The organism is Xanthomonas sp. LMG 8993 (assembly GCF_009835065.2).
Taxonomy (GTDB): domain Bacteria; phylum Pseudomonadota; class Gammaproteobacteria; order Xanthomonadales; family Xanthomonadaceae; genus Xanthomonas; species Xanthomonas arboricola.
Genome location: NZ_QVIF02000012.1, coordinates 136,321 through 159,519 on the forward strand (window position 1 = coordinate 136,321; position 23,199 = coordinate 159,519).

Below are 23,199 nucleotides of genomic sequence, written 5' to 3' on the forward strand. Positions count from 1 at the left end.
CGCTGCGTCGCTGGCTGACGACACCGACTGGCGACAGTCGCCTCTGCGCGTTTGATGGACCGCGCCAGCGCCGGTCGGGCGGATGCGAACGACCCGCGCACTGGCTGCGATCATGCCGGACACCTGCGCCAGGCGGGTTTCAGCCAACGGCCGTGTGCGTGCAGCGCCAGCGCGACTGACCGGTCGCGCTAGCTGCGCCGCGTGGACGGACGCTTGCTGCGCTTCTTGCCCGGCGCCACCGGCGCGGCATCCTCGCTGGTCAACGCGCCACCGCTGTGCAGCTGTTCCAGCCACGACAGCGCGTCGACATAGCCGAGGAAGTGCTGCAGATAGCCCGGTGAGCACTCGCGCATCAGGCTGATGCAGCGATGCACCAGCACGCTGGAATTGAGCGGGCCGGCGTCCTTGGGGGCGTCCTGCAGCGACTGCCGCACCTGGCTGGCGGTGCGCACCGTGGTCCAGGTGCGGCGAAAATCCTCCAGCGCCGGCAGCTCGGGGAACTGCGTGGCATCGGCGCTGGCGGTCTTTCTGCTGTCCACTTCCATCAACGCGGCGTGGCCTGCCATCCGCTCGGCTAACGCGCCAAGCGCGCTGCGTTGCGACGGCTGTGCGGCAGCGCTGGCGACGCGGCGGCGCGCGGCCTGCTTCACCGTCGCCGCATACGCATCGACCAGCTTGCCCAGCTTTTCTTCCAGCACCTCGCGCACTGGCTCGGCCTGTGTGCCGGCACGCGCGGCCAGCGTTTCCATCAGGTGGAAACGCACCGGATCCAGCTGGTCGGCACCCTGGCTGCGCCAGCGCTGCAGGCGCGCGTGCGCGGATGTCGCCTGCGTGCTCATCGCGTGCCTGTGGCCGCTGTCGGCTTGGCGGCAGAAGACGCACGCGAGGTGGACGGGCGCGCAATCGGTGCGATCTCCACACGGCGGTTCCTGGCGCGGCGCGTTTCATCGGCATTGGAATCCACCGGCTGTTGCGAGCCGAAGGCCGCGGCAAACACCGATGCGGCCGGCACGCCTTCGGCAATCAATGCACGCGTCACCGTGAGTGCGCGTTGGGCAGACAGTTCCCAGTTGTCGGCGTAGCGACGGTTGCCGCCCAGCACCGGGCGGTCGTCGGTGAAGCCGCTGACCATCAGGATCTCCTCGCGCGCCGCCAGGTATTCGGTCAGCGGCGCGGCCAGCGTCTTCAGCACCTCGCGGCCCTCCGGCTGCAACTGATCGGAATTGAAGGCGAACAGCACATTGCCGCGGATGCCGATGCGGCCGTCGACCAGGGTCACGCGGCCGGCGGCCAGCGGCGCCGCCAGTGCCTGCTCCAGCGTCTTGCGTCGCTGCGCTTCGGCCTGACGCTGTTTGACCTCTTCGTCCAGGCGGCTGGATAGCTGTAGCTGCACACCGATCAACCCGACCAGGATCAGCACGAACGCGCCCAGCAGCACCGACATCAGGTCGCCGAAGGCGGCCCAGATCGGTGTGCCCGATTCGCCGTCGATGTCGATCTCGTCGCTCATGCCGCGCTGGCCTCGCCGGCAGCGGCCTCACCGGCATCGCCGCGACCGCGATCGAGCTGGCGCAGTTCTTCGATGATCTGCTTCTGCGACAGCATGCTGAGGTCGACCACCTCGCGCGCCTGCGCCACGTAGTACGCCAGTTGGTCGTCGCTGCGGGCCAGCGAGGCATCCAGTGCGCTGGCGACATGCTGCAGGCGCTCGTTGAGTTCGCTGGTGGAGCCGCTGAACAGCTGTACCGCCACGCCGAAGGCTTCGCCCAGGCTGGCCACTTCCACCGCGCTGCCGCTGACATGTGCGGCTACCGCGCCGAGCTTGCCGGTCTCGCTACCGATCTGCTCGGTGAGCTGGGTGCCCACGCGTTGCAGCAGGTCGGCCGAGGTGGTGACCAGCGCATCGACCGCTGCGCGTTGTTCGGTGGAGGCGTGGTTGACCGCGTTGAGCAAGGTGTCCAGGGTGGCGAGCAGCTTGCTGCGTTCTTCCAGCATCGCGGTGTCGCGCACCATGCTCTCGGACAGGTTCTGGCGCAGCTCGGCCACCACATCGGCGGCCGCCTTGGGCGCTTCGGAGGCGATCTGCATCAGGCGCGCCACTTCGCTGATGGTGGCACTGGCCTGTGCCTGCGCCTGTGTGGACAGCTCGCTGGCGGTGCTGGCCAGGGTGTCGCAGATCGCCTGCTGTTGCTGGGTGACGCGCTCGCCGGTGCGCTCCCACTGCGTGCTCAGGTCTGCGCTCATCGCGCTGAAGCGCTCGCTCCACAGCGCCAGGCGCTGGGTGTCGCGGGCTTCCAGTGCGGCCTGCAGCTCGGTGTGCGATTGCTGCAGGGTGCCGACCAGGGCGGCGGCATGCGCGTCGAAGCTGGCGGTGGCGGCTGCCAGTGCGCGCTGGTGCTGGTCGGCCAAGGCGGCGCTGGCGTCCTGTTGCTGCGCCAGCGCGGCGTTCCAGGCGCTGGCGGTCTCGCTGCTGGACTGATCCATGCGCCTGGACACCGCATCGACCAGCGCGCTGGAGCGTGCATCGAAGGTGCTGGCGAACTGGGTCAGCGTGCCCTGCAACTCCTGCGTCAGCGCGTGGTTTGCGCGTTGCTGTTCGGCCACCGCTGCGGTCCAGGTGGCGGCGGCAGCGGCGGTGCTGCTTTCGAAGCCGCTGCTCAGGCCGTCGAGTTGCTGCTGCACGGCCTGCTGCACGCCGTCCTGCAGTGCGCTGCTCTGCTGGGCGAGCTGTGCGAGCGTGGCCTGCAATTGCGCGTTCAACGCCGCGCCTGCGTGCTGCTGCTCGGCGATCACCGCGGCCCAGTGCTCGGCCGTGGCGGCGTTGCTGCGTTCGAACCCGTCATTGAGCGCGGCCAACTGCTGCTGCACCGCGTGGGTCACGCCATCCTGCACCGCGATGCTGCGCTGATCGATCTGCGCCAACGTGGTCTGCAACTGCTCGGTCAACGCGTGCTGCGCCCGGTCCTGCGCGGCCAGCACGGCCTGCCAGTGCTCGGCGGCCGTCTGCGCACTGTGCTGGAAGCCGTCGTTGAGCGCGTGCAACTGCTGCTGCACGGCGGTGCCAACGCCGTCCTGCGCGGCAGTGGTCTGCTGTGTGATCTGCTCCAGCGTGGTCTGCAGCCGCGTGTCGAGCGCTTGCTGCGCGCGTTCCTGTGCGGCGAGCGCGCTGGTCCAGTGCGCGGCTGCGGCACTGGCGCTGTGCTGGAAGCCGCTGGTGATGCCGTCCAGTTGCTGCTGCACGGCGTGGGTGAGGCGCTCGTGCACGGCGGCGGTGTCGCGCGCGATGCTGGTCATGGTCGCTTCCATCGCCGGCTGTAAGGCCGCGCCCACCGCGCGTGCGCTTTCTGCCACGCCGCTCTGCAGCGATTGCTGCATCGCCGTGGCCAGGCGCGCATAGGCCGCCTCGCTCCGGGCGTGGAATTCGGCCTGCTGCGCGGCCAGGCGCTCATCGGCGGCAATGCTCTGCTGCTCGATGCTGTGCATCAGCGTCTGCAGGCGATCGATCAGCGTCGGCATCAGTGCGCTTTGCTGCTGCTGCAACTTGAACACTTCGCCACGCTGATGCGCGTCCGAATGCGGATGCAGCTCGGAGGCGATCTTCAGGTCCAGCCGCTGCACTGCCTGCAGCCGCTCGCGCCGGCACAGTGCCGACAACAGCCCCAGCATTGCGGAGGTTGCAACGCCGGCGATCGAGGTGCCGAACGCAAACGCCAGGCCTTCCACCGGCGCGGCCAGCGAGCCGCGGATGGCCTGCAGGTCGGTGGCGCTCTGCAATGCGAAGCCGGTGCCCTTGAGCGTGGCCATCATGCCAAGCAGGGTGCCGAGCATGCCCAGCAATACCAGCAGGCCGACCAGATACGGTGTCAGCACCGGTGCCGGCAACGCCACGCGCTCGCCCTTGATGCGCAGGCGCACCGCATTGCGCAGGCTCGGATGCAGGCGCTCCAGCCATTCGCCCAACGCCGATGGCGCGGTGGTCAATGCGGTGACGGCATCGTCCAGCGTCGCGCTGGCCTGGCGATAGCGGTACAGCTCCAGCGCGCCGGCCACATAACAGGCGCCGATCACTGCCGCGACGCAGGCGCCGAGCGGATTGGAGCCCAGATAACCGATGCCGACCCAGCAAACCGCCAACAGGCCGACGACAAACACACACAGGTGGACGAGAGTTCTGAACATGAGGTCCCAGTTAGCGGGTACGAAGCGCTGCGAGCAGGCCTTCGATCGGGTGAAAACGGACATCCAGTTCGGCGAGCAACACGCTCTGCATGTCTTTGCGAAACACATCCAGCCAGCCGTCGGAGCGCGCGCGTGGCGCGGCCTCGCCGTCGGGTGCCGGGTTCTGTGCCTGCGCGGCATCGCGCAGGCGCTCGAAATGCGCGCCGAGCAGGTTCGGCACATGATTCAGCAGGGTTTGCTCGCGTGGGCTCAAGGTGAGCTCCATCACCGCATCCACCTCGGCCAGCCGCGCCATCGGCGCCGATTCCAGCGCCAGCATGTCGCGCAGGCGGCCACGCAGGTCGCCGGTGGCGGTGCGCATCGCGCGCTGCATTGCCAGGTAGTGCTGGCGGAACGGGGCATAGTCGAGCGCGGGCGGCGCTGCCGCTGCGTCGATGTCGGCAGCGGCGCTGAGCGCATCGCGACGCGCGCGCGCGAGAACGGCATCCAGCTCGACCACGCTGCTGGTCGCCAGCCCGGTGCGCACGCGGGCGCAGGCCTCGGTGTCGAGTCTGCGCGTGTCGGGCAGCGCTTCGATCTCCGGCAGCTTGCCATCCAGCGCCTTGGACACGGCGACCGCGCGCGTCCAGTCGATCCATTGGCTGAGCCGGTCGGCGAGCGCATGGTTGGACTGGGCCACGTGGGCATCGGTGAGGCGAGCAAGCAGGCGAATGAACGCCGGGCCCGACAGGGGCGCCCGTGGAGAAGCTTTCGCCATTGTTCCGGTCAAAGACCGCGCATTTTACACGGGAAGCTGTGCGGTTCGGCGCTTTGCCCGGCAGCTGCGGGCTTGGCCGCGCAGGCCGGCCCTGGCGGCATTCAGCCGGCCTGGTGTGGGGGCATGCGTGCGATTGCAGCGTGCAGCGCTGCGATCCAGTAGGCGCAGCGCCCAAGGATCAAGTCCATCTGCAGCGGTATCTGGCCTACGCGCTCCGTGATCATGCACAGCGAGCGCGACCAACGCTGCGGGCCGGATGTGCCTGGCCCGCAACGCGATCTCTCAGCCTCGGGCGCGATGTACCAACGGAATCAGCACCACGCCCAGCAGCGCCACCGCAGCGGCCACATAGCCGATGCTGCCCAGCCCCCAGGCCGGAATCACCAGCCCGCCGATGATGGCGCCAATGCCGATGCCGGCATTGGCCGCCGACACATTGGTGGTGCCGGCCAGCGCCTGCGAGTGGGTCACCGAGTTCATCACCCGCACCTGGCTGATCGGAAACAGCGCAGTGTAGGCAATGCCCCAGACCGCCAGGGTCAGATAGAGCAGCACGCCGGTCTTGGCCACCGGCACGCACAAGGCCATGCCCAGCGCGAGCAGCAGCAGGAACACCGCCGTGGCACGCAGCGGCGAGCGATCCACCACCCGCCCGCCCAGCCAGTTGCCGATCAGGCCGATCGCGCCGAAGCCCATCAGCCACCAGCCCACATTCGCCGCCGGCACGCCCACGCTGCGTTCCAGCAGGTCGGCCAGATAGGTGTAGGCGGTGAACATGGCGGTGAAGACCACCACCGACAGGATCACATTGGCCAGGAAGAAGCGCTCGCCGAAGATGCCGGCCTGCTGACGCAGATTCACCCGTTCGCTGCGGGCCACCGTCGGCATCCAGAGCGCCAGCGCCGCGGCCATCGCCAGCGATAGGGCGGCCAGGATCCAGAACGCGCCACGCCAGCCGATGCTGTTGGCGGCCACCGTGCCCAGCGGAATGCCGAACAGCAGCGCCGCCGAAATGCCCAGATACACCCGCGACACGGCGCGCCCTGCGTGCTGCGGCCCGGCCAGTTGCCCGGCGGTTTCGCTGGCGGTTCCCCAGAACACCGGCAGCGCCAGCGCCGGTACGAAGCGGGCAAAGGCCAGCACCCAGATATTGGGCGCCAGCGCGGCCACCGCGTTGGAGACCGCAAACACCAGCAGGATCATGACAAACAGGCGCTTGCGATCCAGATGCGACAGCCACGCGGTCAGCGGCGGGCCGAACAGCATCACGGTGAAGGCGAACAACGTCACCAGCTGGCCGGCCGCGGAGATGGAAATTTCCATGTCGCGTGCAAGGCCGGGCAGCAGCCCGACGATCAGGTACTCGGTGGTGACGATCACGAACGCGGCAAACGCCAGGATGAAGATCGCCAAGCCGCTGCGAGCAGCGGCCGGTGCCGCGGTGGCGGAAATGGGGGAAGAGGTGGAGCCGACAGCAGACATGGCATGCGCCGCAGTGTGGGCTGGCCATCATAGGAAAGAATTAAGATCGTATATCGGGAGTATTTTCCGTACATTGCGGACTTCAGTTCTTGAATGTGTATCCATGCATCCCTCTGAACGCGTCAAAGGCATCGATATCTTCGTCAGCGCCGCCGATGCCGGCAGCTTTACGGCCGCCGCCGAGCGGCTCAGCCTGACCAGCTCGGCAGTGGGCAAGGCCATCGCACGCCTGGAGACGCGTCTGGGGGTGCGCCTGTTCGCACGCACCACCCGGCGGCTGGCGCTGACCGACGCAGGCGCGGCGTTCTACCGGGTCTGCGTCAAGGTGCTCGACGAGCTGGAGGAGGCCGAGCACGTGCTGCGCGCCGAAGGCCAGGCGCCCACCGGCCGGCTGCGGCTGGACCTGCCGGTGAGCTTCGGCCGGCACAAGGTGTTGCCGGTGTTGCTACCATTCTTCCAGCGTTATCCCGGCCTGCAGCCGGTCATTTCGTTCACCGATCGCTTCGTCGACATGGCCGAAGAAGGCATCGACATCGCGGTGCGCATCGGCGGGCCGGATCAGTGGCACAGCAGCCTGGGGCACCGCTATCTGGGCCATGAAAAACGCGTGTTCTGCGCCGCACCGCAGTATCTGGCCCAGCGCGGCACGCCCGACAGCATTGCCGCCTTGCTGGCGCACGATGCGGTGCTCTACGGCAAGGCCGATGGCAGCAGTAGCCCGTGGTTGCTGCGGCATGGCGCAGGGCCGGTGGAACAGCGTGCGATGGACGCGCGGGTAGTGTTCGGCAATGCCGAGGCGCAGGTGGACGCGGTGGTGGCCGGGCTGGGTATCGCACAGCTGCCGACCTGGCTGATCGATCAGCACCTGCAGCGCGGCAGCCTGGTCGCGGTACTGCCGCAGTGCGATACCGAAGGCCTGCCGCTGCATCTGGTGTGGATGCGCGCGCGCCAGTTGCTGCCCAAGCTGAGCCGGTTGCTGGAATGCCTGCAGCAGGGCTTGCAGGATGCGGCGTGAGTGCGGCGCCTGGCGTGGGGTCGTGCATGATCGCGGCAGCGGTCGCGCATGGTGCACATCGACGTGCCGCAATGCAGCGCCAGGTTCGGGTCAGCGCACATGCCAGCACACGCAGCAGCGGGTCCGATCAAGCGCAATCACGCCGGTCTGCGCCTGCTCTCTAACCAATTCAGCTCCAACTGCGCTGTCTCACGGCCGACCCTGTTTTGTAAGGTGAACGCGTGTAGGCTGCCGGTCCGGGGACGACTCCCCAACGAGGTGACCACAATGGACCGCTGCGACATGCAGGTGTCCGATCTCATGGTCCTGGAGTTACAAGGGTTCCACGCTGCCTATGGCAGTGGACCGGACTTCTGGGACGCGTATCAACGCATCATGACCCTTGCCGCGCAAGCCGGCGGCGATCTGATCACACTGGCCAACGAGATGGCTTCGCTGGCACAGGGACTGGGCGCGACCAAGCACGCGCAACTGCTGTAATCCGCGCTTGCCTGTTGGCGACGCGGGTCTGCGTGCCGGAAGGCGGTCATTTCGAAGCCGACGATGCCGGCGCTGTGGGTTCAGCCGGCCGCGGTGTGTGCACGCAGCGCGGCATCGATCAGCCAACTCCAACTCCAGCCGCGACAGCCACACCGCAGGTGTGCTGCCACAGCGATGCGCTTACTCGGCGTCGGTTGTTGCGGTTGTCACGGTCTCTGCGTCGGACGCGTCGGCTGCCTTGGCAGCGGGTTTTTTGACTGCCTTGGCAGAAGCGGCCTCGGGCTCGCCGCGCTTCTTGTCGCGACGCAGCGGGGTATCGCCCAGACGTTCGATCGCGCCACCGGATTGCTGGAACGCCTCCAGGTCGGCAGCCAGCCGTTGCTCGGACAAGCGCGGCTTGCCTGGCTGATTGCTCACGGTCATCGACTGACGGCGGGAGTTGTTCATGGCGAAATCCTCATGCGTTGTACAGCGTCAAGGGAATGCCCCGCCGGCGTTGGTCGTCGTAGGTGGCACGCACGTCGCGGCAATACGGCCCGGACATGACGAAACGCCGGCAGATCGCCGGCCGCGTCTCGTAGATCGAACAACACATGCGCGCCGCATCGATGGCCACGCACCAGCCTTCCTCGTCACGCGCCATCACGTGCCAACCTTGCGGTGTCACGCTGGTCAAGTGGTTGGGGATGCGGTCGGAGGGATCGACCATGACGGTGAGCCGGCAACAGACGGCGTCGCAACGTTCGCAGAGATTCTTGATGGAGAAGGCCAGATAGAGTGAGGGCGACACCGGAGTCCGGCCGCCCTTGCACCATACACCCTGGGCGCGCCGGGGTGTGAACCGGTCCCCGCCGTGGCGGCAATAGGCTGTTTTCTCGCGGCGCGAAAACGCAATGATCACATTGCCGGCAGTGCCCTGCCTTGCGCGTCTGCCGGTGGACGCAAGCACGGCATGCTGCGCGCTCGATCGTGCTGTGGTCCGCGTGCGTACGATTGCGACGTTGCGACAGCCTGCCATGCATCCGACGTTGCCTAAACGGTTGCCTTTGTCGCGCCGATGCGAAGACCTCTTTCACCTGCGCCGTCGTCAGGCCACCGTAGCGTTGGGTGGTCTGCATCAACGCGACAGGAGATCCCATGAATACTGCCCATCAACACGCAACTGCGCCCGATCTTGCCGGCGATCACGAAGACCAACGCAGCGAGAAGGAAAAACAGGACGCCTTGCAGGACGATGCGCTGGAAGAAACCTTTCCGGCCAGCGATCCGGTGTCGCCGTTCGTGCCGGCCAAACCGCTGGACTGACCCGGCCACACTAGCCGGGAACGCAAACGGCGCGGTCATCGACCGCGCCGTTTGCATTTGCAGCGTTGCTGGCCGGCTGTTACGGCGTCAACACCACCTTGCGGCAATCGTCCTGCTTCTTGTCAAACAGCTCATAGCCACGCGCCGCATCGGCCAGCGGCATGCGATGGGAGATGATCGCGCTGGGCTTGAGTTCGCCATTGCCAATGCATTCCAGCAAATGCGGCATATGCTTCTGCACATGGGTCTGGCCCATCTTGAAGCTCAGCCCCTTGTCGAAGGCATCGCCGAACATGAAGGCATGGATGAAGCCGGCATACACGCCCGGCACGCTGACCACACCGCAGCGGCGCGTTGCCGCGATGCATTGGCGGATTGCAACACCGCTGCTGCCTTCCAGCTTCAAGTTGGTCAACGCGGTTTCGATCGCGCTGCCTTCGGCCTCGAAGCCCACCGCTTCGATGCTGGCATCCACGCCGCGGCCATCGGTTTGCGAGACGATGACATCGGCCGGGTCGTCGACCTCGTCGAAGTTGATCGGAATGATGCCGTAGGCCTTGGACGCGAAGTCCAGCCGGTAGGCATGCCGGTCGACCATGAAGATGCGCTCGGCGCCCAGCATGCGGCAGCATGCCGCTGCCATCAGGCCCACCGGGCCGGCACCGAAGATCGCCACCGTCGAACCCTGCTTGACCCCGGCATCGATAACGGCCTGATAGCCGGTCGGCAGGATGTCTGACAGGAACAGCACCTGCTCGTCGTGCAGTGCATCGGGCACTACCAGCGGCCCGACATTGGCCTTGGGCACGCGCACGTATTCGGCCTGCCCACCGGATAGACCGCCATACAGATGACTGAAGCCGAACAGCGCCGCCGGCGGCCGCATGTCCTTGTGGTTGAGCGCCGCGCCCTTGCCGGTATTGGTGGTCTCGCAGGCGGAAAACTCCTGCAGCATGCAGTGGAAGCAACGCCCGCAGGCCACCACGAAGGGGATCACCACGCGGTCGCCGCGTTTGACGGCGGTGACGTCGGGGCCCACGTCTTCGACAATGCCCATGAACTCATGGCCGAGGATATCGCCGTGCCGCAGATCCGGAATCTTGCCGCGGTATAGATGCAGATCCGAACCGCAGATGGCGGTGGCGGTCACGCGCAGGATGAGATCGTCGCGTTCGACCAGGACCGGGTCCGGCACGGTTTCGACCCGGACATCGCGTGAGCCGTGGTAATTGAGGGCGAGCATGGGGGTTCTCCGGAAAGGCCGTCGGTGTGCGGCAACACAGCCAGTGTCGGCAGCGCGCCGTTAAGTCCGTCAGCACGGCACGTGCGCACGGTGTGGACGCGTTCGATTGGCGACGCGGCGTTGATGCGTGTGTCACGCCTGGATAACCCGCGCGCTCGCACTCTCGAATGCCACTCTGGATCGTTCGCAGCTCATGCATGCAGCGACCATGCGACCCCGACAATCAACGATCGTGCCTTGCGCGATCAACCAGGAGACTACGATGGGAATTTTCAAGATGGTGACCGCCGGTGCAGTGGGCTACGTGGCTTACAAGGCATGGCAGCGTCGTCAGAGCGAGTCCGGTGAGGCAGCCAGCCCGAAGAACAACGATCGCGACATTCAACCGCAGTCGCTGAGCGCGCCGGCCAATGCGGGCAGCACGCCGCCGCATGGCGACCCGTTGCGTGATGCCGCTGCAATCTCCGGCGATCGCAAGCAGGCGCTTGGTGCGCTGGTGGTCTTCAACGAGCAGGAGCGCACGCTGGCGCAATTGGCAGTCGTCAAGGGACTCGGTGGCGAGACCTTGCAGTTTGCGCGCAAGATGGACGAGGCCCACAGTGCGGCACTGACCGATCTCAGCCGTTTTGCACCGGATCGCAGCGGCACGCTGGCGCAGGCTGCAACCACCCGCGCTGATGGCACCCGCAAGCGTCTGGAAGGCTTGAACGGCAAGGAGTTCGAAACGCAGTACCTGCAGGCCAGCGTGACCAGCCATGAGCAGGCGTTGACGTTGCTGGATGCGCAGCTGGCCAGCGAGCCGGGTTCGAGCGATCTGGGCAAGGAACTGCAGCGCGCACGCGAGACCATCGCCCAGCATCTGGAGCATGCCAAGTCGCTGCGTGCCAAGTCGAACCAGCCGCACTGATCAGGCGGAGATGTTGATCGGGCACCGCGTGATGCGCGGTGCGATGCAGACAACAGGCAGTTCGGCTGCCTGTTGTCGTTGTGGGCATGGGTGGCACGCGTCGATCAGGTTCGCGACATTCGACATGCGGTACGCAACACGCAACACGCAACACGCAACACGCAACATGCTTAGCGAGTGCTGGGCGATCTCATCTCCAAGCAGTCGTCATTGCTGATCAGGCGCAGCCTGCTCGAATCCCGCCGCCTGGCGTTGCCACAGGCCATCGAACACACCACCGTGACCACGCAGCTGTGCCGGGTTGCCATCTTCGACCACGCGGCCTTCCTGCAAAACCACGATACGATCGAAGCCGATCACCGTGGACAGACGATGCGCCACCGCCAGCACCGTGCGGTCGCGCATCAGGTGATCCAGCGCGGCCTGGATTTCCGCTTCCGATTCGGTATCCAGTGCCGAGGTGGCTTCGTCCAGGATCAGGATCGGCGGGTCCTTCAGGAACGCGCGGGCGATGCCCAGACGCTGGCGCTGACCACCGGAGAGCATGACCCCGCGTTCGCCGACCTGGGTGTCGTAGCCCTGCGGCAGTTGCCGGATGAAGCCATCGCAGAATGCGTGCCGCGCCGCGTCCTGCACCTCCGCATCGCTGGCCTCCGGGCGGCCGTAGCGGATGTTATCGGCAATGCTGCGATTGAACAGCGCAGTTTCCTGCGGGACCACCGCAATCTTTTCGCGCATGCTGTCCTGGCTGACGCTGCGGATGTCCTGGCCATCGATCAGCACGCGTCCGGATTGCACATCGTCCAGACGCTGGATCAGCGCGATCAAGGTGGACGTGCCGGCACCGGAGGGCCCGACGATGCCGACCTTCTGGCCGGCAGGGATGTGCAGGTTCAATCCATCCAGCACCGCCGCCCGATCCGGATAGGCAAAGCGCACCTGTTCGAACCGCACATCGCCCTGGGCCAGGGCCGGGGCCAGCGGCGCGTCCGCATCGACGATGGCATGCGGTTGCAGGATGATCTGCAGCGTGTCGGCGATGGCGCCCAGCTGCTGGGTGGTGTCAACCAGCGTCAGCGCCAGGTCGCGCGAGCCGTGCAGGATGCGGAAGGTCAGCGCGCTGACCAGCACCACGTCGCCCGCGCTCACCATGCCGGCGCGCCACATGCTGATCGCCCAGATCAGCATGCCGCCGGCCATCACCGACAGGCAGATGTCGTGGATCACGCGGGCTTTTCCACGTACATCCAGCTGCGGCGGTGGGCGACCGCCTCGTCGCCGATCTGCTCGGCAAGCCGCGCGCTTTCACGGTCGCGCGCCGTAAACGCCTTGATCGTCCACACAGTGGACACTGCATCCACCAGCTCGCCGCCCACGCGCGCGGCCTGCCGCCTCGCTAAGCAAGCGAGGCGGGCTTTGCGCGCAGCTGCAGCGCTGGACGGCGTTACAGCGTGACCGCGCCACCGGCAATGGTGAGCAATGTGCCCGAGGTGTAGCTGGCGGTATCGGCTGCCAGCATCACGTATGCCGATGCCAGCTCCACCGGTTGCCCGGGGCGGCCCATTGGCGTCTGGCCGCCGAAGTTTTCCACCGACTCCTCGTCCATGCCGGCCGGAATGAACGGCGTCCAGATCGGGCCCGGCAGCACCGCGTTGACGCGGATGTGCTTGTCGGCCAGTACGCCCGCCAGGCCAATCGTCAGGTTGGCCAGCGCGCCCTTGGTGGCGGCATACGGCAGGATGTTCGGCGTCGGCTTCTTGGACTGCACCGAGGCGGTATTGATGATGGAGCCGCCGTCTTTCATCAGCGGTACCGACAACTGCACCAGGTGGAACACGGCATGCACGTTGGTGTCGAAGGTCTTGCGCCATTCGTCCAGCGTGATGTCTTCGAAGTTCTCAAAATATTTCTGATAGCCGGCGTTGTTGACCAGGATATCCAGGCCGCCGAACGTGCTGTTGACCTGTTGGATCAACGTAGCCGCCTGGGCCGGGTCGCTGATGTCGCAGCCCACCAGCAAGGCCTTGACGCCGGCCTTTTCGATCAATGCGCCGATTCTGGCGGCGTCTTCCTGCTCGTCGGGAAGATAGGCGATCGCCACGTCGGCACCCTCGCGTGCATAGGCGATCGCCACGGCCGCACCGATGCCGCTGTCGCCGCCGGTGATCAGGGCACGCTTGCCGGTGAGCTGCCCATGGCCGACATAACTGTCTTCGCCGTGATCCGGGCGCGGGTCCATCTTCTCGGTACGCCCGGGAAAGTTCTGCTGCTGCGGCTTGAATGGCGGGTGCGGGTAATTGGGTACGGGCATTTCAGTCTCCTGGCGGTGTGACGCATCACGATGAGCGGCAGTGTGCGTGCGCAGACGTAAACGGGCGGGATAGGCGATGTCGGCGGCGTGTGTGTTGTCGATGGCGCCGCTTGTGCATGCGGCGATTGCTTCACGCCATCGCGCAGCTTTGTTCACTGCTGTGCAATGCACGCCGGCCTAGCGTGGGCTCACGACCACAAACGCAGGAGAACGACGATGGGCAGCGAACCGAAAAAGCCATGGGGCCCGGACGACGACCAGCAAAAGCCGTTTACGCCGCAGGAACAGCGCAACGAGGATGTGGAGTGGAAGGTGCACGACATGCCCGACGAAGACCGCGATGTGAACAAGGCCGACCCCGAGCACGATTACGAGCGACCGGACGGCTCCGAGAAGCGCTGAGCCGCGCTGGACGCTGCAGTTCCGGCGTTCGCGATGTAGGCGCACGCAACTCTGCCGTCGTGTCACAGCGCCGGCCTTGGCCGCCCCATACACGTTTTCTCCACGGCCGGTGCGTAGGCTATTGGCACCACAGCGCATCCGACGGCTCGCGGCCGGGCGTGCACAAGGCATCCACCGGCAATGATCCACGTCGGCGCGAGCCGACAGTCCAGCAGGCGCGTCGTAGCGCAAGCCAAGCGAGCTGATCCGTCAGCTCAGTCCAACGGCACCCGTGTCCGGGCTGCCCTCCATCTCCCGCAAACCTTGCGCTCCTTGGCGTTTCGCCCAAGACGACGCGCTGACCGACCCCGACCATGACGCTTGGCACTGGCGTAATCCAGCGCCGCCATGCGTACTTCGGTCGACCATTTACGGCGAGCTCGACTTGGGGGGAAGCGGGCGCCATACGGCCGGATGGCCGTGACACGGATGTGCCATCTCGTGGTGACGTACAGGCGCGTTTTTCGCGCAGCCGTCACAATTCTCAACTGAACATGTATTAGTCATTGCGGACAGAAGCGCCCATGGACCGTCTTTCCTGCGCCATCATCGACGACGACGTGGAGTTCTGCGATCAGGTGGTTGAGTTAGCCACCGATAGCGGCTTCCGTGCCAAGGGCATCCACACCCTTGGCGAAGCCAGCCGTTGGCTGGACAGCAACTTCCCCGACCTGTTGGTGGTGGACGTTGGTCTGCCCGACGGTAGCGGTTTCGATCTCATCGAACGGCTCGACCCGGATCACACGCCGCAGATTGTGGTGGTTTCGGGCGATTACGCCTACGAAACCCAGGGCCGCGCGCAGCAGTTCGGCGTCAGTGAGTTCCTCACCAAGCCGTTTGCGCCCGAGCGGCTGGAGCGCGTGCTCGGCGGCCTGCGCGACGCGCAGCAGGGCAATCTGGGCATCATCGGCAACAGCGACAGCATCGTGCTGCTGCGCAAGGACATCCTGCGCGTGGCGCCGACCGATCTGAATGTGCTGGTGACCGGCGAGACCGGCACAGGCAAGGATCTGGTCGCGCGCGCGATCCACCGGGTCTCCGGCCGGCGTGGTCGCTTCGTGCCGGTCAACTGCGGTGCCATTCCCGAGGAGCTGCTCGCCAGCCAGTTGTTCGGCCACGAGCGCGGCAGCTTCACCGGTGCCGATCGTCGGCACGCCGGCTTCCTGGAGCAGGCCGCCGATGGCACGCTGTTCCTGGATGAGATCGGCGAGATGCCGACCCGCCTGCAGGTCTACCTGCTGCGCGCGATCGAGTCGCGCAGCTTCATGCGCGTGGGAGGCAGCGAGGAGATCCCGCTGGACGCGCGCGTGGTCGCGGCAACCCACCAGCATGTGCAACGCGAGCACGGCGTGCTGCGCGAGGATCTGTTCTACCGGCTCAACGAGTACCCGATCCAGGTGCCGCCGCTGCGCGAGCGTCGTGGCGATGCGCGGCTGCTGGGCCTGCGCGTGATCGATGAGCTCAACGTCAAGTACGGCACCCGCAAGCTGCCGACCAAGTCGTTGCTACGCTATCTGGCCTACCACACCTGGCCGGGCAACGTGCGCGAGCTGCGCTCGTTCATCCGCTATCTGTACCTGCGCGCGGACGGCGATCTGCTGAGCGCGCCGGATGTGGTGCAGACCGTGCCGCAGGCCGACGAAGACGGCTTGCTGATTCCGGCGGGATGGACCATGCGCCAGGCCGAGGACGCCATGATCGAGGCAGCGCTGGCGCGCACGCGTTTCAACAAGAAGGCAGCGGCGCGCGAGTTGGGGATCAGTGTGCGCACTTTGCACAACCGGCTCAGCGACAAGGACGCGTAGTGGGCGATGCATCCCAGGGGCGGCGGCGCGAGCTGCTGCATCAGTTGCGCAACCGCCTCAACGTGATGGGCTTTGCGTTGTATGCGTTACGCAACGAGACCTCCAAGCCCATGGAAACCCTGCGCACTACCCATCAGTCGGCGGTGGAGTTGCTCAATCAACTGGGCGAAGAAGAGCGCGCCCTGCGCCAGGACGATGCGATGTCCACCGACAGCACCGATCAGTAATGCTCGGCAGGCTGGGTCTGGTTGCTGAGCAGGGCGGTGATGGTGCGCGGGTTGTAGGGCTTCATGCAGTACGACAGGTGCGCAAACCGCGGCGGTAGCGTGTAGCGGTCGTAGCCGGAGCAGAACGAGAACGGCACGCCGCGCTCCAACAGCGCATCGGCGACCGGAAACACCGGTTGGCCACGCACGTTGACGTCGAGCAAAGCGCCGTCGATGGTCTGGCCGGAGGCCACCAGCGACAATGCCTCCGGCACATTGCCCACCGGCCCGAGTACATAGACGCCGGCTTCCACCAACAGATCGTTGAGCGATTCGGCCAGCAGATAATCGTCCTCGACCACGAGGATGCGACGGCCGTTGAGTGGATTGTCCTGCATGGCGAGCTCCTGGAGCGGTGGCGCTATCTGGCGACGCGCAAGCCATAGTGCGCGTCGCGTCGGTTAACGCCGCGCGTAAGCAGGCGCTTCCAGAACCGGTCGTGCAAGGCAGCTGTACCGCTCAGACGCCGCGTAGCAGTAGAGGCGGGTTTGCGCCATCATTGACGATTGCGCCTCACACCCGACGCGATCGATGCGATGACTGACGACGACACTTCCTGCGACGACACCGCAGCGACCCCTGTGCACGACGCCGTGGCGCCACCGCCGTTATTCGTTCTCGGTGTCGGCGCCGATGGCCTGGATGCCACCCGCCTGGCCGAGCTGCTCGACGCGGTCGCCGGGGCGCCCAATCTGGTCATCATGCTGTTGTTGCGCGATCGCCACCTGCTGGACGAGCCGCGCCTGCGTGAGTTGCTCGGCCCGCAATCCAGCCTGCTGCTGGCGCCGGAGGATGGCGATGCGCTGCATCCCGGGCGCATTTACCTACCGCCCAGCCAGACCCTGGTGACCCTGGAAGAAGGCCGGCTGCGGCTGCGCCCGTTGGAGGAAGCCAGCGATCACGGCTTGATCGACAGTTTCTTCGTTTCGATGGCGCACGACCAGGACGGCAACGTGATCGGCCTGATCATGGGCCGCTTCGATGGCGACGGCACCCTGGGCACCGCCGCGATCAAGGAATGTGGCGGTCTGGCGCTGGCGGTGGACGACCCGTCGTTACATGGCATGGATCTGCGCAGTTCCGGCAACCCGGCCGCCATCAGCGACGACATCCTGCCGCTGCCGCGCGTGGCCGCACGCATCGCCGCGCATATGCAACGCCACCATCGCTTCGGTCATCCGGCACCGGTGGGCGTGCGCAACGGCAGCGAGAACGATCAGCTCAGCCAGGTCGCCAGCATCCTGCGCAATGCCACCGGCCATGATTTCCACGGGTACAAGCGCGCCACGTTCCTGCGCCGCGTGCAGCGACGCATGCAGGTGGTGCAGGTGGACACGCTGGAGCAGTATCTGGAGCAGCTGCGCAGCCGCTTCGACGAACCGCTGCTGCTGTTCAACGATCTGCTGATCGGCGTCACCCAGTTCTTCCGCGACCGCCGCGAGTTCGAGTTTCTGGAGCAGCAGGTGATTCCGCGCCTGTTCCAGGGCAAGCAGCCGGGCGATCACCTGCGGGTGTGGGTGCTGGGTTGCTCCACCGGCGAAGAGGCCTATTCGTTGGCGATGCTGTTGCGCGAGCATGCGCAGACGCTGGACGTGGCGCCGCGCATCCAGATCTTCGCCAGCGACATCGACGGGCGGGCGTTGGCCATCGCACGGGTGGGGCGTTATTCGTCCAGCATCGTCGCCGACGTGGGGCCGGAGCGCCTGCAGCGCTGGTTCGTCAAGGAGGGCGATACCTATGTGGTGAGCAAGCAGCTGCGCGAGCTGTGCGTGTTCTCGCAGCACAGCATCGTCAAGGACCCGCCGTTCTCGCGGCTGGATCTGGTGTCGTGCCGCAATCTGCTGATCTACCTGGACGCCGAGCTGCAAAACCGGGTGATCCCGGTGTTTCACTTCGCCCTCAAGCCCGGCGGCTATCTGTTCCTGGGCAACGCCGAAAACGTCTCGCGGCATGCCAAGTTGTTCGCACCGGTGGAGCGCAGCTTCCGCGTGTTCCAGAAGATCGATGCCGACAGCCGCATGCATGCGACCTTCCCGTCATCTTCGCTCGGACTGGACGGCCATGCACCGGCGGCCAACCGCCAGCAGCACAGTGTCAGCAATGCACTGGTGCGCGCCGGCGAGCGCATCGCCGATCGCTATGCCCCGGCCTATGCGGTGCTGGACGAGCATTTCGACGTGCTGCATTTCTCTTCCCAGGCCGGGCGTTTCATTCGTCCCGGCGGCGGCGCACCCAGCCTCAACCTGCTCAACCTGGTTCACCGCGACCTGCGGCTGGAGTTGCGCAGCGCGCTCAGCCGTGCCGAAGCGGACATGACGCCGGTGCAGGCCAGGGGCATCCAGATGCACGAGGACGCGGCGACCCTGGCGGTGGACCTGTTCGTGGAGCCGACCTCCGATTCGGACGTGCCGCGCGGCTATGTGGTCTTGTTCCAGGAAGTGGAAGCGCGTGAACTGGCCGAGCTGGCGCCGCCGAAAGATACCGTGTCCGACAATGCGCACGTGCAGGCGCTGGAGAACGAGCTGCGCATGACCCGCGAGCGCCTGCAGTCGATGATCGAGGAGCTGGAAAGCACCAACGAGGAGCTCAAGTCCTCCAACGAGGAGTACCAGTCGCTCAACGAAGAACTGCAGAGCGCCAACGAAGAGCTGGAAACCTCCAAGGAAGAGCTGCAGTCGGTCAACGAGGAGGTCACCACGGTCAACGGCGAGCTGGCCCACCGCGTGCAGGAACTCGCGCATGCCAACAGCGACCTGAAGAACCTGCTGGAAAGCACCCAGATCGCCACCGTGTTCCTGGACAACGAGCTGCGCGTCACCAACTTCACTCCCGCGGTCACCGACATCCTGCCGCTGGTGGAAAGTGACATCCACCGGCCGATCAGCAACATCAAGCTGCACGTGGCCTACGATGAACTGCAGGACGATGTGCGCCGGGTGATCCGCACGCTGGCGGTGCTGGACCGCGAGGTGGAAAACCCCGCCACGCGCGCGCGCTACATGGTGCGCGTACTGCCGTACCGCACCGTCAACAATTTCATCGGCGGTGCGGTGTTGACCTTCATGGACGTCACCCCGCTGACACGCGCCGAGCGCGCGTTGCGCAGCAGCGAGCAGCGCCTGCGCACCTTGATGGAAGGCATTCCGCAACTGGTGTGGCGCTCGCTCGATGGCGGCCGCTGGACCTGGTCCAGCCCGCAATGGTCCAGCTACACCGGCCAGCGCGATGGCGAGAGCCTGGAACTGGGCTGGCTGCAGGTGGTGCATCCGGACGAGCGCGAGCTGACCCTGAATGCCTGGCATGACAGTGCGCGTACCGGCGGGCTGGATGTGGAACACCGCCTGTTCAACGCAGCCGAAGACGGCTACCGCTGGTTCCATACGCGCAGCGCGCCGGTGCTGGACGAGCGCGGCCAGGTGCTGGAATGGCTGGGAACCTCGACCGAATCGGACAATTTGCGCCGCCTGCAGGACGAACAGCGCGTGCTGGTCAGCGAATTGCAGCACCGCACCCGCAACCTGATCACCGTGGTGCAGTCGGTTGCCAAGCAGACCGTCCAGACCAGCCACAGCATGCCGGAATTCGCCGGCAGGTTCGACGACCGGCTCTCTGCGTTGTCGCGTGTGCAAGGACTGTTGTCGCAGTCGGACAACGAGCCCACCACCATCGGTGCGCTGCTGCGCATGGAGCTGGATGCGCTCGGCGCCGAGCCCGACCAACAGCGCATCGTGGTGGAAGGCCCGGATGTGGCGCTTCGCAAGTCCACGGTGCAGACGCTGGCGCTGGCGCTGCACGAACTGGCAACCAATGCGCTCAAGTACGGGGCGCTGGCGGTGGAGACCGGCACGCTGTCGGTGCGCTGGGACGTGGTGTCCACCAACGACGCCTCTGCGCGTCTGGTGCTGTCGTGGATCGAGGAAGGTGCCAGCCAGCAGCGGCGCGACGACCGCGACCAGGCGGGCGGATTCGGCCGCCGTCTGATCGAAAAGGCGCTGCCGTACAGCCATGGCGCACAGACGCGTTACGAGCTCAGCGATACACGCCTGGAATGCGAGATCCAGTTGCCGTTGACCTCGCTGCACGAGCGCTAGAGACCTGCACGCGCGCGTGCAGTCCGTGCGCACTTCGGCAGGCGCGGCCATGCCGATGTGCAAAATGCTGCGCATCCCGACGCGCCCCTCACGGAAATTCCTGCGCGTGCGTGCACATGTTGCGACGGATTCGCACCTCGCAACGATGCCGATGCCACGGCCGTCATGCAGGACCATTGCGGTGCATCAGTGCGCGGCATCCCTAAAACTTGGCGCGTATTGTGCGTAGCTCCTGCTGTCATCCAGATGCACAGTGGAGTAAACATGATTACGCGCATTCTTCAGTTGTCGGGCCGCGTTGCGAGCAATGCCTGGGTCGAGATCGGTGTCGGTGCCGATGCCGACATTCTGGTTGCCGACCGTGGCGGCAAGCGCGAGGAGCGTGCAACCTTCGGTCGACGTGCTCCGGGACAGCAGCGCTCGATCAATACCCAGGAGCCGGAGTGGCTGGGGCGCGTGGACCTCGCCATCTGGGAAACCCAGCGCTGCCTGATCCCGCTGTGTGGCTTTGTCTGCGCCGCATCGGCTGATGGCGCCACGTCGGCGACCTGGCTGAGTCAGGACGGTGGCGCGCTGTACGCCGCGGGCCTGCGCAATGTCATGGACATTGGCGGTCGCCTGCAAATGGGGTTCTCGTTGCTGGTCGCTTCCTCGACCAGCCTGCCGACACAACGCCCGTTATGCGTCGAAGGCGATGCCACGCAATGGCTACAGGTCAGTGGCGAGGAGGCCATGCGTCATCTGCTGCCATGGCGGTTGGAACGCTGCACCACCGCAGCAGGCGTGCGTCCGGAGTGGGCCAGCGAAGCGCATGCCCAGCAGGCCGCGCCGGTGTGAGAGGCGCGGGCACGCAGTGATACCAAGAGGCCCGTCGGGCCTCTTTTCTTTTCAGTCCTCCGGTAACCCTTACGCATTCGTCGACGTCTTGTATCGACCCACCCGTGTTGCATGGGCGTCGCAAATCACACGCCGACGTTGTCGCGATAACCACCGCAAGACGACCAACTGCATGCAGCCCGCTGTCCACAGTAGGTTACGCATTAAAAAGCCCGGGTCGCGAACGACCCGGGCCAGTCTCGGCAACTGCTAGCGCTGAAGATCAGCGTTGGATGTCGCCGGTGGTGGAGCCGGCGCCCGGGCCTGCGCCCAGGTCTGCACCGGTCACCCGATCCAGCTCCGGATTGGACAGAAGGCGCAGCGACATCGCATCCAGTGCCTCGGTCTGGGTCGCATCCAGCGCAACCGTGGCCGAACCATCGCCACCGTCGACTGCGGACTGCAGCTCACGGTCTGCCACCACGTCCCACTGCTCGCCGGCATTCCACGGGCCGACCGTATCGCCTTCGCCCTGCGACATGTTGTAGTAGATGTCGGTAAAGCGCGGGTCGCCCGGCAGCTTGCCCGGCGGGAAGTTCGGCTCGATGGAGTACAACGCCTTCTCGAACGACTTCTGATGCGCCACTTCGCGCGTCATCAGGAAGCGCAGCGCATCCACGATGCCCGGATCATCGGTGACGGTGATCAGGCGCTCATAGACCAGTTTGGCGCGTGCTTCGGCAGCGATGTTCGAACGCATGTCCGAAGTCGGGCAACCGATCGAATCGACATAGGCCGAGGTCCACGGCACGCCACTGGAGTTGACCAGGGCCGGGCCACCGCCATACAGGATCTGCTGGGTGTGGCTGGTGCTGTTCTGGGTCATGGAGCGCATCTCCATGGCCTCTTCCATGCCCTCGGACAACACGGCCTTGGGGCCCTTGTTGAGCATGGCGATGATCGAGCCGATGATTTCCAGGTGGCTCAGTTCTTCGGTAGCGATATCGAACAACAGATCCTTGCGGCCCGGATCGTCTTCGCCCAATGCCTGGGTGAAGTACCGCATCGCTGCAGCAAGCTCGCCTTGCGGTCCGCCGAACTGCTCGAGCATCAACGTGGCCAGATCCGGATTGGGTTCGGCCACGCGAACGGTGTACATCAGACGCTTGTTATGCATAAACATGGATCGTATTTCCTGGCTGGCGCCCGGCGACGACTGCAACGCGGCATGCGCGCAGAAACCTGAGGCTGGCTACGGGTGGGGGTTGCCCGCAGGATGCGGACAAACGCAGGCGGCAGCGCCGCCCGCGCGATGCATCAGGCCGCTTTGCTGGCCTTGGATGCCTTTTGATTGCCGCCTTGCTCGGCGAGCAGGGTCAGCTTTTCATCGGTGGCCTTTTCTTCTTCCAGCGTCGACAGCAGCAGGCTGACCGCATCGGTGTAGCCCAGCTGCTTTGCAATCGCAGCGATGGTGCCGTACGAGGCGATCTCGTAATGCTCCACCTTCTGTGCGCCGCCGATCAGTGCCGCATCGCGTACCGGACCTTCTTCGATCTCGTCGATCACCTCGCGGCTTTCCTCGACCAGGCCTTCCATCGCGGCACACTTGATGCGCTTGAGCTTGATGCCGAGCAGTTCGACGATCTGGTCGATGCGTTCGATCTGGCCCTGGGTTTCTTCCAGGTGCAGCTTGAACGCTTCCACCAGCTTGGGTTCGGTGGCCGCACGTGCCAGGCGCGGCAGCGATTTGGTCAACTGCTTTTCTGCGCTGTAGATGTCCGACAGCTCGTGGACGAAAAGCTCTTCAATTGTCTTGATCGCCATGGGCGGCTCCTTTGGATGGATAGGTAGATAAACGATGCGGTGCAGCGTGTGTGCGTCTTGCCTGCGCTTGCGTGCGGACCCGCTGCATCGTCACTGCGGCATCGCAGTGCCTGGCGTGACGCCAAGCCTGCAATGCAGCGTTGTTGTCGTGCTTGCTCAAGCTGTCTCGCATGGTCGCTACGCTAATCGTCGGCGTGTTAGCGCGATCGGTAGATGCGGTGATGCCGAGGCGATAACGACCTGTGCCGTGAGCGGCGCGGTGATGATGCGCATGCAA

At 65.7% G+C, this 23,199-nt stretch carries 21 protein-coding genes and 1 pseudogene; 9 read left to right on the top strand and 13 right to left on the bottom strand.

Annotated features, from left to right (window positions below; all coding sequences use genetic code 11):
* Positions 1-188: 188 nt before the first annotated feature.
* The 5 genes from DYQ94_RS18870 to DYQ94_RS18890 form a co-directional block, all read right to left on the bottom strand.
* Positions 189-839, bottom strand: a complete 651-nt coding sequence (locus tag DYQ94_RS18870; protein ID WP_054592644.1) for a DUF2894 domain-containing protein — start codon at positions 837-839, stop codon at positions 189-191.
* Positions 836-1,510 carry an OmpA family protein gene (locus DYQ94_RS18875; protein ID WP_126966581.1) on the bottom strand — a complete coding sequence of 225 codons (675 nt, stop codon included), beginning with the start codon at positions 1,508-1,510 and terminating at the stop codon, positions 836-838. The genes DYQ94_RS18870 and DYQ94_RS18875 overlap by 4 nt, the downstream gene beginning before the upstream one ends.
* On the bottom strand, positions 1,507-4,179 hold the full coding sequence (locus DYQ94_RS18880; RefSeq protein WP_126966582.1) for a DUF802 domain-containing protein: 2,673 nt from the start codon (positions 4,177-4,179) through the stop codon (positions 1,507-1,509). The genes DYQ94_RS18875 and DYQ94_RS18880 overlap by 4 nt, the downstream gene beginning before the upstream one ends.
* 10 nt (positions 4,180-4,189) lie before the next feature.
* Positions 4,190-4,936, bottom strand: a complete 747-nt coding sequence (locus DYQ94_RS18885) for a DUF3348 domain-containing protein (protein WP_160955160.1) — start codon at positions 4,934-4,936, stop codon at positions 4,190-4,192.
* 282 nt (positions 4,937-5,218) lie between these two features.
* Entirely contained in the window at positions 5,219-6,418 is a 1,200-nt protein-coding gene (locus tag DYQ94_RS18890) for an MFS transporter (protein ID WP_202397580.1), read from the bottom strand.
* Between the two features lie 103 nt (positions 6,419-6,521).
* Between DYQ94_RS18890 and DYQ94_RS18895 the strand changes: the two genes are divergently transcribed.
* Together DYQ94_RS18895 and DYQ94_RS18900 are read left to right on the top strand one after the other, a co-directional pair.
* Positions 6,522-7,433 (top strand): LysR family transcriptional regulator, encoded by a 912-nt coding sequence (locus DYQ94_RS18895; RefSeq protein WP_024938482.1) that lies wholly within the window; start codon positions 6,522-6,524, stop codon positions 7,431-7,433.
* Between the two features lie 267 nt (positions 7,434-7,700).
* Positions 7,701-7,913, top strand: coding sequence for a hypothetical protein (locus DYQ94_RS18900; protein ID WP_016900938.1), 213 nt, complete (start codon positions 7,701-7,703; stop codon positions 7,911-7,913).
* A 180-nt stretch (positions 7,914-8,093) separates the two neighbouring features.
* Here the strand turns inward: DYQ94_RS18900 and DYQ94_RS18905 are convergent, their stop codons facing one another.
* Together DYQ94_RS18905 and DYQ94_RS18910 are read right to left on the bottom strand one after the other, a co-directional pair.
* Positions 8,094-8,360, bottom strand: a complete 267-nt coding sequence (locus DYQ94_RS18905) for a hypothetical protein (RefSeq protein WP_126966584.1) — start codon at positions 8,358-8,360, stop codon at positions 8,094-8,096.
* A 10-nt stretch (positions 8,361-8,370) separates the two neighbouring features.
* Positions 8,371-8,703 (bottom strand): YkgJ family cysteine cluster protein, encoded by a 333-nt coding sequence (locus DYQ94_RS18910; RefSeq protein WP_226427509.1) that lies wholly within the window; start codon positions 8,701-8,703, stop codon positions 8,371-8,373.
* Positions 8,704-9,050: 347 nt separating this feature from the next.
* Here DYQ94_RS18910 and DYQ94_RS18915 point away from each other — a divergent pair, with 347 nt between their 5' ends.
* On the top strand, positions 9,051-9,218 hold the full coding sequence (locus DYQ94_RS18915) for a hypothetical protein (RefSeq protein ID WP_164738933.1): 168 nt from the start codon (positions 9,051-9,053) through the stop codon (positions 9,216-9,218).
* Between the two features lie 79 nt (positions 9,219-9,297).
* Here the strand turns inward: DYQ94_RS18915 and DYQ94_RS18920 are convergent, their stop codons facing one another.
* Complete coding sequence (locus DYQ94_RS18920) at positions 9,298-10,461, bottom strand: zinc-dependent alcohol dehydrogenase (protein ID WP_126966585.1); 1,164 nt, start codon at positions 10,459-10,461, stop codon at positions 9,298-9,300.
* Between the two features lie 262 nt (positions 10,462-10,723).
* Between DYQ94_RS18920 and DYQ94_RS18925 the strand changes: the two genes are divergently transcribed.
* Complete coding sequence (locus DYQ94_RS18925) at positions 10,724-11,368, top strand: DUF4142 domain-containing protein (RefSeq protein ID WP_126966586.1); 645 nt, start codon at positions 10,724-10,726, stop codon at positions 11,366-11,368.
* A gap of 207 nt (positions 11,369-11,575) precedes the next feature.
* Here the strand turns inward: DYQ94_RS18925 and DYQ94_RS18930 are convergent.
* Together DYQ94_RS18930 and DYQ94_RS18935 are read right to left on the bottom strand one after the other, a co-directional pair.
* A pseudogene (locus tag DYQ94_RS18930) lies at positions 11,576-12,756 on the bottom strand (ABC transporter ATP-binding protein); the annotation flags it as partial.
* 56 nt (positions 12,757-12,812) lie between these two features.
* Positions 12,813-13,679: an SDR family oxidoreductase gene (locus DYQ94_RS18935; RefSeq protein ID WP_126966587.1), complete on the bottom strand. Its 867-nt coding sequence runs from the start codon at positions 13,677-13,679 to the stop codon at positions 12,813-12,815.
* A 216-nt stretch (positions 13,680-13,895) separates the two neighbouring features.
* Here DYQ94_RS18935 and DYQ94_RS18940 point away from each other — a divergent pair, with 216 nt between their 5' ends.
* The 3 genes from DYQ94_RS18940 to DYQ94_RS18950 all read left to right on the top strand — a co-directional run bounded on the left by DYQ94_RS18940 (position 13,896) and on the right by DYQ94_RS18950 (position 16,152).
* Positions 13,896-14,081, top strand: coding sequence for a hypothetical protein (locus DYQ94_RS18940; RefSeq protein ID WP_016900925.1), 186 nt, complete (start codon positions 13,896-13,898; stop codon positions 14,079-14,081).
* A 563-nt stretch (positions 14,082-14,644) separates the two neighbouring features.
* Complete coding sequence (locus DYQ94_RS18945) at positions 14,645-15,925, top strand: sigma-54-dependent transcriptional regulator (RefSeq protein ID WP_046344551.1); 1,281 nt, start codon at positions 14,645-14,647, stop codon at positions 15,923-15,925.
* On the top strand, positions 15,925-16,152 hold the full coding sequence (locus tag DYQ94_RS18950) for a hypothetical protein (protein ID WP_065032933.1): 228 nt from the start codon (positions 15,925-15,927) through the stop codon (positions 16,150-16,152). Before DYQ94_RS18945 ends, DYQ94_RS18950 begins: the two co-directional genes overlap by 1 nt.
* Here the strand turns inward: DYQ94_RS18950 and DYQ94_RS18955 are convergent.
* Positions 16,146-16,529, bottom strand: a complete 384-nt coding sequence (locus DYQ94_RS18955) for a response regulator (protein WP_024938475.1) — start codon at positions 16,527-16,529, stop codon at positions 16,146-16,148. The two genes, DYQ94_RS18950 and DYQ94_RS18955, sit on opposite strands and share 7 nt — an antisense overlap.
* Positions 16,530-16,727: 198 nt before the next feature.
* Here DYQ94_RS18955 and DYQ94_RS18960 point away from each other — a divergent pair, with 198 nt between their 5' ends.
* Both DYQ94_RS18960 and DYQ94_RS18965 read left to right on the top strand, forming a co-directional pair.
* Positions 16,728-20,282 carry a CheR family methyltransferase gene (locus DYQ94_RS18960; RefSeq protein WP_160955159.1) on the top strand — a complete coding sequence of 1,185 codons (3,555 nt, stop codon included), beginning with the start codon at positions 16,728-16,730 and terminating at the stop codon, positions 20,280-20,282.
* Positions 20,283-20,546: 264 nt separating this feature from the next.
* Positions 20,547-21,119 carry a hypothetical protein gene (locus tag DYQ94_RS18965; protein ID WP_016900920.1) on the top strand — a complete coding sequence of 191 codons (573 nt, stop codon included), beginning with the start codon at positions 20,547-20,549 and terminating at the stop codon, positions 21,117-21,119.
* A 262-nt stretch (positions 21,120-21,381) separates the two neighbouring features.
* Here DYQ94_RS18965 and DYQ94_RS18970 read toward each other — a convergent pair whose 3' ends face one another.
* Together DYQ94_RS18970 and DYQ94_RS18975 are read right to left on the bottom strand one after the other, a co-directional pair.
* On the bottom strand, positions 21,382-22,281 hold the full coding sequence (locus DYQ94_RS18970; RefSeq protein ID WP_065032931.1) for a manganese catalase family protein: 900 nt from the start codon (positions 22,279-22,281) through the stop codon (positions 21,382-21,384).
* Positions 22,282-22,415: 134 nt separating this feature from the next.
* Positions 22,416-22,922 carry a YciE/YciF ferroxidase family protein gene (locus DYQ94_RS18975; protein WP_016900918.1) on the bottom strand — a complete coding sequence of 169 codons (507 nt, stop codon included), beginning with the start codon at positions 22,920-22,922 and terminating at the stop codon, positions 22,416-22,418.
* Positions 22,923-23,199 lie beyond the last annotated feature (277 nt).